General features: G+C 65.6%; 11 protein-coding genes and 2 pseudogenes. 6 read left to right on the top strand and 7 right to left on the bottom strand.

The features are described from left to right. Positions 1 to 189 precede the first annotated feature (189 nt). Both ACTWQO_RS39510 and ACTWQO_RS39505 read right to left on the bottom strand, forming a co-directional pair. Complete coding sequence (locus tag ACTWQO_RS39510; protein ID WP_443242207.1) at positions 190 to 717, bottom strand: NUDIX domain-containing protein; 528 nt, start codon at positions 715 to 717, stop codon at positions 190 to 192. Between the two features lie 106 nt (positions 718 to 823). Further along, on the bottom strand, positions 824 to 982 hold the full coding sequence (locus ACTWQO_RS39505; protein ID WP_443242206.1) for a hypothetical protein: 159 nt from the start codon (positions 980 to 982) through the stop codon (positions 824 to 826). A 233-nt stretch (positions 983 to 1215) separates the two neighbouring features. Between ACTWQO_RS39505 and ACTWQO_RS39500 the strand changes: the two genes are divergently transcribed. Then, positions 1216 to 2112: a polysaccharide deacetylase family protein gene (locus ACTWQO_RS39500; protein WP_443242205.1), complete on the top strand. Its 897-nt coding sequence runs from the start codon at positions 1216 to 1218 to the stop codon at positions 2110 to 2112. Between the two features lie 152 nt (positions 2113 to 2264). Here ACTWQO_RS39500 and ACTWQO_RS39495 read toward each other — a convergent pair whose 3' ends face one another. Beyond that, positions 2265 to 3083: a helix-turn-helix domain-containing protein gene (locus ACTWQO_RS39495; protein WP_443242204.1), complete on the bottom strand. Its 819-nt coding sequence runs from the start codon at positions 3081 to 3083 to the stop codon at positions 2265 to 2267. Positions 3084 to 3210: 127 nt separating this feature from the next. On the opposite strand from ACTWQO_RS39495, the gene ACTWQO_RS39490 reads away from it, so the two are divergent. Both ACTWQO_RS39490 and ACTWQO_RS39485 read left to right on the top strand, forming a co-directional pair. Then, a complete protein-coding gene (locus ACTWQO_RS39490; protein WP_443242203.1) occupies positions 3211 to 3573 on the top strand; it encodes a VOC family protein in 363 nt (120 codons plus the stop codon). A gap of 26 nt (positions 3574 to 3599) precedes the next feature. Continuing rightward, positions 3600 to 4016, top strand: coding sequence for an SRPBCC family protein (locus tag ACTWQO_RS39485; RefSeq protein WP_443242202.1), 417 nt, complete (start codon positions 3600 to 3602; stop codon positions 4014 to 4016). A gap of 115 nt (positions 4017 to 4131) precedes the next feature. Here the strand turns inward: ACTWQO_RS39485 and ACTWQO_RS39480 are convergent, their stop codons facing one another. Next, complete coding sequence (locus ACTWQO_RS39480) at positions 4132 to 4317, bottom strand: hypothetical protein (RefSeq protein ID WP_443242201.1); 186 nt, start codon at positions 4315 to 4317, stop codon at positions 4132 to 4134. Between the two features lie 61 nt (positions 4318 to 4378). Between ACTWQO_RS39480 and ACTWQO_RS39475 the strand changes: the two genes are divergently transcribed. Beyond that, complete coding sequence (locus ACTWQO_RS39475; RefSeq protein WP_443242210.1) at positions 4379 to 5149, top strand: transposase; 771 nt, start codon at positions 4379 to 4381, stop codon at positions 5147 to 5149. 57 nt (positions 5150 to 5206) lie between these two features. On the opposite strand, the pseudogene ACTWQO_RS39470 reads toward ACTWQO_RS39475, so the two are convergent. Together ACTWQO_RS39470 and ACTWQO_RS39465 are read right to left on the bottom strand one after the other, a co-directional pair. Beyond that, positions 5207 to 6301: pseudogene (locus ACTWQO_RS39470) on the bottom strand (reverse transcriptase/maturase family protein); the annotation flags it as partial. Positions 6302 to 6834: 533 nt separating this feature from the next. Continuing rightward, positions 6835 to 7570, bottom strand: a pseudogene (locus ACTWQO_RS39465) (leucine zipper domain-containing protein); the annotation flags it as partial. A gap of 164 nt (positions 7571 to 7734) precedes the next feature. Here ACTWQO_RS39465 and ACTWQO_RS39460 point away from each other — a divergent pair. Continuing rightward, complete coding sequence (locus ACTWQO_RS39460) at positions 7735 to 8667, top strand: IS5 family transposase (protein WP_443242200.1); 933 nt, start codon at positions 7735 to 7737, stop codon at positions 8665 to 8667. Positions 8668 to 8678: 11 nt separating this feature from the next. On the opposite strand, the gene ACTWQO_RS39455 is transcribed toward ACTWQO_RS39460, so the two are convergent. Continuing rightward, positions 8679 to 9047 carry a hypothetical protein gene (locus ACTWQO_RS39455; RefSeq protein WP_443242199.1) on the bottom strand — a complete coding sequence of 123 codons (369 nt, stop codon included), beginning with the start codon at positions 9045 to 9047 and terminating at the stop codon, positions 8679 to 8681. A gap of 81 nt (positions 9048 to 9128) precedes the next feature. Between ACTWQO_RS39455 and ACTWQO_RS39450 the strand changes: the two genes are divergently transcribed. Next, entirely contained in the window at positions 9129 to 9617 is a 489-nt protein-coding gene (locus ACTWQO_RS39450; protein WP_443242198.1) for a hypothetical protein, read from the top strand. Positions 9618 to 9758 lie beyond the last annotated feature (141 nt).

Below are 9758 nucleotides of genomic sequence, written 5' to 3'. Positions count from 1 at the left end.
CACGAACCGCTCATGCAGAGCGGCCAGTTCACCCGCCCACAGCCTGACATCAGCAAGGTCCCCACCCATAACCACACCAACGAACGACCTGGCCAGCAGTCACGACAACCACCGTTGCAGTACTAGGTTGTGCAGCGAGACGTACACGGACCAGGTCGCGTGCGAAGTCTCCTCCTCCATGCACCCACCCTACGTACGGGCCTGTGCTGCAAGGAGCAGTGCAGCAACGCTTCCGGCTTCCGTGATCAGGCCCGTGCGCACCGCCTCGATAGCCTCCCCAAGCGTCCGCTGCTGCACAGTCATCCCGACTTCTGTGTCGTCCCGGCGCCGAGTACCGGTACGCAGGTCAGTAGCGAGGAACAGGTGCGTGCGCGCCGCGGTGACCGCTGGCAGCGGGTCGATAACCCCGAGCGAATGAACGTTGCCTGCGACCAGCCCCGTTTCCTCCTCCAGCTCCCGGACCGCGGCGTCAGGCGGGTGTTGGCCGCCGCAGCCGCCGCCGGGCACGTGCAGGACGCGGCGTCGCTGAAGGTAGAAGTCGTCCTCTACCAGAACCACGCGTTCTTGATTGTCGAGGGCGACGATGCGGACTCCGTCATCGACTGCGACGTGCTCGTATGTGCCGGGACTCCGGTCGGGCCGCAGGACAGAGTCGCGCAACAGGGAGAGATGAGACCCCTGGTGGAGCACCTCGCTGGACAGCTCTCTCCATGTCATGACTATCCAACCTCTCAGAGTGTCCGGTGCCTGGCCACTGCACCTGAACGTGAAGGACTCGCAGGTCGGCCTGTGCTCCGCAGAATCTTCCGCAGTGCCGTATGCCTCAGGCCAGGCCGTCACTATCACGGCCGGTGATCTGGCGGAAGGTGGGCATCTCGAGGTTGGTGACCGTGGCACGCTGAGTCTGCTCGGCGTCGAGCTGCGCGAGTTTTTGCTCCGCGCCGGCAAGACTGACCTTCAGTCCGGGCGCAGGAGTGAACATCTGACACAGGCTTAACCGAACTGATCTTGAACTGTCTCTCTCGGGCCTATGGGCCTCGTAGGTCCACTGACGGTGACCATAAAGAATCTTGTATCGACGTGGCGTTCGGCGTGTCGGCCTCGTTCACGTTCAGCAGGGCGCCGGAACGTTCACCGCCGCGCCCGAGACGGCACCGAACCCCGGAGGGGCCATATTCCCGTGCGCGATGTCTGGCCGGGTCTCACACTGCGGGCATGGATGAAACCACCCGCCCCGCGGCCGTCACACCTGCAGAGCAGTCGAGTGAGTTACTGGGGCATCCGTCCGATGCCCGGCTGCTGATCGTCAACTGTGATGACTTCGGGATGTATCCAGCGATCAACGCCGCGGTGATCGAGTCGATCGAAGACGGCATCGCCACCTCGTGCAGCCTGATGGTCCCGTGTCCCGCGGCGCCGCAGGCCATGCAACTGCTCAGCCGACGGCCGCAGATCCCGTTCGGAATCCACCTCACCCTGGTGTGCGAGATGCCCGACATCCGATGGGGGCCGATGACCGCCAAGGACCGAGTCCCCTCGCTGCTGGACTCTGCAGGTGAGCTGTTCCCTCCGACACCCGCCGGACGGGCGGCCCTCCTTGGGCAGGCTCGGCTCGATGAGATCGAACTTGAGTTCCGCGCCCAGATCAGCGCCGTCGCCGATGCTGAACTCACACCAACCCACCTGGACTTCCATTGCCTGGCCGACGGCGGCCGCGATGACATCCTCGACCTGGCCGTAGCACTGGCAGCCGAGTACGGCCTTGCGGTCCGGGTCTGGCTCGAACCCGGGCGCCGGATGATGCGGCAACGCGGACTGCCGGTCACCGACAACGACTTCCTGGACAGCTTCTCCCTCAACATCGAGGGAAAGGCGGCCCGATACGTTCAGATGCTGCGCGACCTGCCTGCCGGGCTCAACGAATGGGCGGTGCATCCCGGTCTGGGAAACGCGGAGGCCCAGGCCGTCGACGGCGGCTGGTGCGTGCGCCGGACGGACTACGAGTTCCTGACATCGCCGCAGGCCCGCGAAGTTCTGCAGCAGGAGGACATTTCTGTGATCGACTACCGGACGATCCAGCGGGTCTGGTCTCAGAACGCCGACCCTCGATGAGCCGATCTGGCCCGTCGCCCGTGCGGGCAACGGGCCACTGAGTGCCTCTCCGAAAATAATCCAGTTGTCGACGGTCAAGTAATTCCCCACGTTCGATGGCTCGCGCGTCACGTAATTCCCCGGTCGAAGGCGTTGTTGAGCAACGGAGATCGTCAAGGTGTCCGAGGGGCGAGCAGGCGCCGGAGTGCCGTCGGGGTACGGCCCAGGTACTGGCGCATGGTCCTGCTCAGGTGTGCCTGGTCGGCGAAGCCGAGATCTGCGGCGAGGACGCCGAGGCTGGTCTCGCCCTCCTCCAAGCGGTCCAGGGCCCGGCCGATGCGGATGCGATTGCGGTAGCGGGTCACGGACACCCCCAGTTCGCGGGTGAAGGACCGGCTCAAGCGGTACGGCGAGACCCCGAGCAGCTCCGCGAGGGGAAGCAGTCCCTCCGAGGCTGGGTGGCCATCGTTGATCGCCTGGCGGGCTGCCGCGACGAGAGCCGCTTCGGTTCTGGGGGCTTGTGCGCCGAGCGGTCTGGGACCGGAGACGACTTGGCCGACGGCGGTGGCGAGCAGGTTGAGCAACTCTTCCGTCAGTGCGTAGTCGATGTCCTCCGTCCTGGCGGTCGCGAGGAGCCGGCGATGGGTGAGGTCGAGGCGGGCATCGACGTACACGCTCTGCGTGGCCAGGCGCGTGGCATCGCCGGCCATGTCCTGCCACAGCGCCGGCGTCAGGCTGATCGATGTGCAGTCGTCGCCTCCGGCGGGATGGGCGAAGTGCTCTTCCTCGCCCGGCACGCCGACGTAGGCCATCGTCGGGTCGATATCGGCGTGGGTGCCGGCTGCGCGCCTACGGAACCGGCCACGGCGCACGAGCACCACCCGGTAGTCGTCGCGTACTTCGGCCTCCGACCAGCGGGTGTGGTCGTCCTGGCACGTCACAGCGGTGATGCTGAAGTCGGGGCGGGTAGCGAGAGCGGTGGAGGTGAGCACTCTTGAACGCTACGCCGGGGGTCGGACATCGGCTCCGCGCAAGGATCTTCAAGACCGGTGTGGGGCGTGGCAGGCAAGCTCAGCGGCGTCGTACTCAACCCCGTACCGCGCTCAAGGAGTCGCCGTCATGTCCGCTCTCGCGAAGATCAGCACCGTCGTCATCGATTGTGGTGACCCGGTCCGGCTCGCCGAGTTCTACAGCAAGGTCACCGGTTGGGAGATCACCCACAGCGGCGAGGATTACGCCTCCGTGGGCAGCGGGGAGCACCCCGGCTTGGCTTTCGTACGCATCGAGGGCTATCGGGCCCCCGGCTGGCCCGACGACGGCAAGCACGCCCACCTCGACTTCACGGTCACCGACCTGGAGGAGGCGGCCGGCCGGATCCTCGCCCTTGGAGCGTCGAGGCCCGAGTTCCAGCCCGGCAAGGACGAGTGGGTCGTCCTCACTGATCCCGAGGGGCACCCGTTCTGCCTCACGACCGGCGCCTGACACGTCACCCGACAGGAGAAGATCACATGGCTCACATCCACAAGGAATTCCTGATCGACAACACCCCGGAGAAGGTCTGGGAGGCCCTGCGTGAGGTCGGAGCCGTGCACCAGCGCCTGGTACCCGGCGTGGTCACGGACACACACCTGGAGGCGGATACCAGGGTCGTAACTTTCGCCAACGGCGTCGTGGTGCACGAGCTCCTCGTCGACATCGACGACGAAGCCCGCCGGGTCGCTTATGCGGTGGTCGGCGGGTCACTGGCCCCCAAGCACCACCATGCGTCAATGCAGGTCTTCGCCGACGGCACGGAACACAGTCGGTTCGTCTGGATCACCGATGTGACGCCAGATGACCTCGCGGGCCCCATCGCCGAAATGGTCGACCAGGGGGCACGCGTGATCAAGCAGACGCTGGAGACCCAGGCGACACTGGACAACTGACCGAACGCCTTGGAAGTGCGGCGCGGCTCCGGCAGGGGCCTGGGCCCGACGGAGCCGCGTCCGGAATCCCCATGGGGAAGCTCGTGAACTTCTCCCTGGGGAATATCGCGATCGTTCACACCAGTCTCTGGCTGCCCGGCCCGTGCGCGGGTGGTTGGGCCTCGTCAGTGTTGTAGGGCACGATCAGGAGCCCGTTGCTCTGGCTGACTCGCTCTGTGTCGATGGCAAGAGGCGGCTCGTACTCGCTTTGGCTCTCCGCGAGAAATGCCACCGCGAGCTGCAGGGCTTCGTCCTGCTCCATCATTCGTCTCCACTTCGTCGGCTCGGCGAAGGCACCTTAACCATCCTGCGAAGATCTTCGCGTGGCTGGTGTGATCACGGCGTCAGAGCCGTCCTGGATAACCCCCTTCACAGGGCTGAGCCCGCGGAAGTTCACCTGGCTGATCACCGCGTTGCGGCGTGAGGGTGCCGACCCGGCCCGCAAGGGCCGGCCCTGGGGACTACCGCTGGAGGACCGAGTCCTACTGGTCGCCGCTTACTGGCGTACGAATCTGACCCTGCGGCAGCTCGCCCCGCTGTTCGGCATCTCGAAGTCCGCGGCCGACCGCATCCTCCGCCACCTCGGGCCGTCATTTGCGCTGCAGGCTCGCAGGCGGTTTCGCAGGGGCACCGTGCTGATCGTGGACGGCACCCTGGTCCCCACCCGAGACCACGAGGTCGCCGAGCAGTCGAAGAACTACCGGTACTCCACCAACCACCAGGTCGTCATTGACGCCGACACTCGTCTCGTCGTGGCCGTCGGCCGGCCCGTGCCTGGTAACCGCAACGACTGCAAGGCGTGGGAGCTGTCCGGCGCGAAAGCCACCGTCGGCAACACGATGGTGATCGCGGACGGTGGCTACCGGGGCACCGGCCTGGTCATCCCTCACCGCCGCGGACACGGCCAGGCCGAACTTCCGGCCTGGAAGGAGGAGCACAACGCCTCCCACCGCAAGGTCCGGGCCCGCGTCGAGCACGTCTTCGCCCGCATGAAGACCTGGAAGATCCTCCGCGACTGCCGTCTCAGAGGCGAAGGCGTCCACTACGCGATGCTTGGCATTGCCCGCCTGCACAACCTCGCCCTCGCCGGATAGGTGATCGTCCCAGCAGCGATAGGCGGCTGAACCGGCCTGGAGATCACTTACGGGACAGCCCTTAGTTTTCTGATTCGTGCTTGCTACTGAGATCTCGTAGCCGAGGAACTTCGCCCTCTTGGTGCGGGCATGAGTGATCAGCGTCTTCTCCTGCGACAGTTCCAGCTTGAGATCGTCACGCAGGAACTTCGCGATCCGCTGTTTCACTTCCTCGGCTTCGGCCTTCGGCCCGACAAACCCGAGCAAGGTGTCGTCGCAATACCGCACGTAGCGCAGTCTTCGGTAGTTCGGATCATTCGGATCCTGGCTCGGGAGACTGTGCAGCCTCCGATAGAGGGACCGCATTTCAGCACGGTCGCCTCGCCGGCGGGCACGTACGATCGCTTGCTCCACCTTTCGGTACTCCGGATTGCGCGCCCGGAGCTTCGCTCGGGTGTATTCGGGGATCAGGGTTTTCTCGACGAACTCGTCCAGCTTGTGCAGGTAAATATTGGAGATCACGGGGGAAACGACGCCTCCCTGCGGAGCCCCGCTGAGTGTCGCGTTCCAGACCCAGTCCTCCAGGTATCCGGCCTTGAGCATGTTGCGCACCAGCCGCAGGAACCGCTGGTCATGGACCTTCTCACCCAGCAGCCGGAGCGTGACCTCATGGTCGAGGCTCCCGAAGCAGTCGGCGATGTCGCCCTCAATAAACCAGGTTGTTCCGGTCCAGGTGTTGGCCACCTCCCGCAGTGCGGTGTGGCAGCCTTTTCCTGGCCGGAATCCGTGGGAGCGGTCGGAGAAGGCAGGCTCATAGTAAGCCTCCAAGAGGAGACGTATCACTTCACCTACTAACTTGTCCGTCCAAGTTGGCAGACCAAGAGGCCGAGTCTTTCCGCTCTGTTTCTTCGGGATATGAACTCGCCTCACTGGGCGGAATCGATAACGCTCATGGCGCATCGCATCGATGATGCGGTCGATCTTCCGCACGGACATGCCGTCCACGGTTTCCTGCGTGACCCCAGGCGTCATCGCACCCTTGTTGGCGTAGATGCGCCCGTAGGCCAGCAGATACAACTGCGGGTTGAACAGCTGTCGATACAGTTCCTCACACGGCAGACCGCGTCTGCCGCGCTCACGCAGGACACCCAGCACCGTCTCGGCGCTCTGCATTTCGCATACCTCCCGACTTTGGGCGTCCGATCACCTGGGGCCCTTCGCCCGAATGCAGACGGATTTCCCGTCCTCCCCGGCCGGTCGTTACTCCGGCGACTACTACGGCCCCTCCGTCGCCATGGGGCTCGCGCCCGTTAGGCGATCCCACGTTCGTCCCTGTCGTACGTAATAGCGTGACGTAGGCGCCCCACTCATCTCCTTGAATGCCCTCACTGGGCATCGCTCCTTGTCCCGGAGGTTGCTTGGCCTTCTTTCACAGCGACCGCAGGACCGGCACCGGTTTGAGACGTCTTTCCGGTGGATGCGAACTTCCATCTCCTGGAGATTGGGATTCAGGCAATTCAGCTTTCGCCATATCACGCGGGTCCCCCAGAGCACCGTCCCTGACGTCTGGACCCGGCCTCTGGTTGGCTGGCATGCTACGGTCCCCTTCACCTTTCGGATCCAGGTAAGCCATCAGACCCAGGAATATCCCTCCGAATTCCTCCCGGCTATACCGGGGATACGACCGGGCGCCTCGTGGCGCACTGGAAGCGTTCGACCTTGCCGTTGGTCTGGGGCCGCCAGGTGTTCTTCGTGTAGGCCCAGGCGTTGTCGGTCAGCGCCCGCTCGATGACGACGCCGTATTTGGCGAACCATGCGGTGGCCCGACTCAGGAAGGCCGCGCAGGTCGGGGCCGTTTCATCGGGCAGATGCTCGGTGTAGGCAAGGCGGGAGCGGTCGTCGAGGGCGGTATGCAGGTACAGGTAACCGTGGCCTGCGCGGGCCTGGTTGCTCCGGCCGGTGGCCCGGCCGAGTACCTTGTGGCCGCCGCCGTCAGGGATGCGGCCGAGCTTCTTGACGTCGATGTGGACCAGTTCGCCGGGGCGTGTGCGCTCGTAGCGGCGCACCGGTCGGCCGGTTGCCCGGTCCAGACTTGCCAGCGGGGGCAAACAGTGATCACGCAGGATGCGGTGGGCGGTGGAAGCGGCCACAACGGTGCGCACTGCCAGCCTGAGCGGTCCGATCCGGTGCTCTTGCCGCAGGTGCACCACCCGCTCTTCGACCGCGGCCGCAGTCTTGCGCGGGGAGTGATGGGGGGCGGCTGGAGCGGTCGTACATGCCGGCCCATCCCCGCAGCCGGTAGCGGTCGGCCCACCTTTTCGCGGTGGTGTCGCTGACCTGGAACCGTTCGGCTGCCTGCCGTAACGGCCAGCCGTCCTCGACCACGCACCACGCCAGACGCAGTCTGCCGGTAGGCGTCAGCGGGGCATTACGGTGGCACATGAGGGCCTCCTGCGGTCGGCGGACGATGTCGCAATCCCCACCGAATCCAGAAGGCCCTCACCCATGCAAGACCCGCGTGCCGTCACCAACGTGCCCGAACAGCACAACTAGGGCCTGTCCGGCCGATCATGTGACTTCGGATTGTCCGACTCGTTGATACGCCCATGGGGCGGGGTGATCTGACGGATGCCGAGTGGGAACGGCTGCGGCCGTTCCTGCCGGTCAGTAACGGGCGTTGTGGCCGGTGGCGGAATCACCGACAGGTGATCAACGGGATCATGCACCGTGTGCGGACCGGGGTGCAGTGGCGTGATCTGCCGAACAATTCGGGCCGTGGAAGACGGTCTACGAGCGACACCGTCTGTGGTCGGGCGACGGAACCTGGGAACGTCTGCTCCAACAGGTCCAGGGCGCGGCTGACGCGGCGGGTGAGATCGACTGGACATCTCGGTGGACTCCACCATCGAGCGCGCGCATCAGCACGCGGCCGGCGCCCGCACCGATCCGCCGCCGGCACCCGCCTCGAAGGGGGCCGAAGCGGCAGAACACCAGGACGAGACGCCATGGCAGAGCCTCGCCGCCCGCCTGGCGGAGGTGGTGCTGGAGGTGAGGGCCTCGGCCGCTCGCGTGGCGGTTTCACCAGCAAGATCCACCTGAGTGCGGACGGACGCTGCCGCCCGCTGTCTTTGATCGTCACCTCTGGTCAGCGGGCGGACTGCACCCAGTTCATCGCCATGCTGGAGAAGATCCGCGTCCCAAGACGCGGCCCGGGAAGGCCACGCGTGAAACCGGACAGCCTCGCGGCCGACAAGGCGTACAGCAACGGCCCCGTCCGCGAGTACCTGCGGCGCCGGGGCATCCCGCACACGATCCCGGTAAAGACCGACAGCCAGGCCGCCCGCCTGCACAAAGGCTCACGCGGTGGACGGCCACCCGGGTTCGACGAGGACCGCTACAAGAAGCGGAACACCATCGAGCGGGCGATCAACCGCGTGAAACAGTCCCGGGCGGTGGCCACTCGCTATGACAAGCGCGGCTACGTCTTCCTCGGCACCGCCACAGTCGCCGCCATCATCGTCTGGTTACGCACGTGTTGACTCAAGAAGACCTACTCACTCAGCAACTCCGCCAGCAGATCGGGGTCGCCCACCAGCGGCGCAAGCAGGTTCTCCACATAGCTACGGCGGGTCGCCGGTTCCAGGGCTGTGACAGCTTCAGCGTGGTCCCGCAGGTGCCGTCGAACCCTCTCCAGGACCTCCTCGTGCCCTCGCGCGTCCCGCCAGGACTCCCACCTCGCGGCCTGCTGCGGTTCAGCCCGCATCAACGCTTCAAGAATTGCGTGCTGCGCGGCCGCGAGATGAGGGCTGCCGAAGAAGACGTCGTCGGGACCGTCGAACTTCCGGTTCATCACCATGCGATGCAGGGCCTTCAAATGCCATAAAGAGCTGAAAGGCACCGAGACGGAATCATCTGTCACACCGGGATCATGGCGCACCAGGCTCAAGGCAGACGCCGCAGGGGCGTACATGATCGGCCGGACAGGTCCTAGGGGGCGAGGATGACGGATTGGTGGGCCGCCGGCACCGGCATCGCGAGCGCGGCCGCGACTATCAGCGCCACAGGCCTGGCACTCTGGGTCGCTGTCCGCGATGGCCGACTGCGGGACGCCGAACGCAGGGACCAGGAAGCCGCACAGGCGCGCCTGGTCACTCGGTCCAGGGGTCCCAACGACAGGCTGCGCATCACCAACCACAGCGCCCTGCCCATCATGCGGCTCAACGTACGGGCGGAAGTCCACGAGGCTGACGGGGCCGTACGGCACTTGGCCATCCACTCGCGCCGGCACCAGTGGTGGCACGGTCCAGTGCTCGCTGGCGGGGCCAGCGTGGACCTACCCGTGTCGCATCGGATGGACCAACCAGGCAGCACCCTCATCGCCAGCCCTCTCAAGACCGGTGAGACCATCACGGTGACGATGCAGGTCCTCGACGCACAGGGACTGTGGTGGGAGCGGGAGAACGACCACCCTCCGGTCAGGCTCCTTTAGCCGCCCGAGTACACCGAGTACACGGAACCCTCGGACGCCGACCACGGCGAATAGCAAGGGTGGGTACTGCCTTGAACCGTTGACTCGAAGCGGTGGCCCGACGTTCGTAGCCAAGCGCCCCAACTACGCCCACACGATGCT

This window comes from Streptomyces sp. 4N124 (genome assembly GCF_052245395.1).
Taxonomy (GTDB): domain Bacteria; phylum Actinomycetota; class Actinomycetes; order Streptomycetales; family Streptomycetaceae; genus Streptomyces.
The sequence above is the reverse complement of the archived record's forward strand: the minus strand, read 5'-3'. Positions and strand labels throughout refer to the sequence as shown.

Excerpts from the sequence above, each read along its gene's own strand:
- ACTWQO_RS39485 (WP_443242202.1), top strand. The coding sequence starts at position 3,600 with ATGGCTCACATCCACAAGGAATTCCTGATCGACAACACCCCGGAGAAG.
- ACTWQO_RS39510 (WP_443242207.1), bottom strand. The coding sequence starts at position 717 with ATGACATGGAGAGAGCTGTCCAGCGAGGTGCTCCACCAGGGGTCTCAT.
- ACTWQO_RS39490 (WP_443242203.1), top strand. The coding sequence starts at position 3,211 with ATGTCCGCTCTCGCGAAGATCAGCACCGTCGTCATCGATTGTGGTGAC.
- ACTWQO_RS39500 (WP_443242205.1), top strand. The coding sequence starts at position 1,216 with ATGGATGAAACCACCCGCCCCGCGGCCGTCACACCTGCAGAGCAGTCG.
- ACTWQO_RS39450 (WP_443242198.1), top strand. The coding sequence starts at position 9,129 with ATGACGGATTGGTGGGCCGCCGGCACCGGCATCGCGAGCGCGGCCGCG.
- ACTWQO_RS39460 (WP_443242200.1), top strand. The coding sequence starts at position 7,735 with ATGGGGCGGGGTGATCTGACGGATGCCGAGTGGGAACGGCTGCGGCCG.
- ACTWQO_RS39505 (WP_443242206.1), bottom strand. The coding sequence starts at position 982 with ATGTTCACTCCTGCGCCCGGACTGAAGGTCAGTCTTGCCGGCGCGGAG.
- ACTWQO_RS39480 (WP_443242201.1), bottom strand. The coding sequence starts at position 4,317 with ATGGAGCAGGACGAAGCCCTGCAGCTCGCGGTGGCATTTCTCGCGGAG.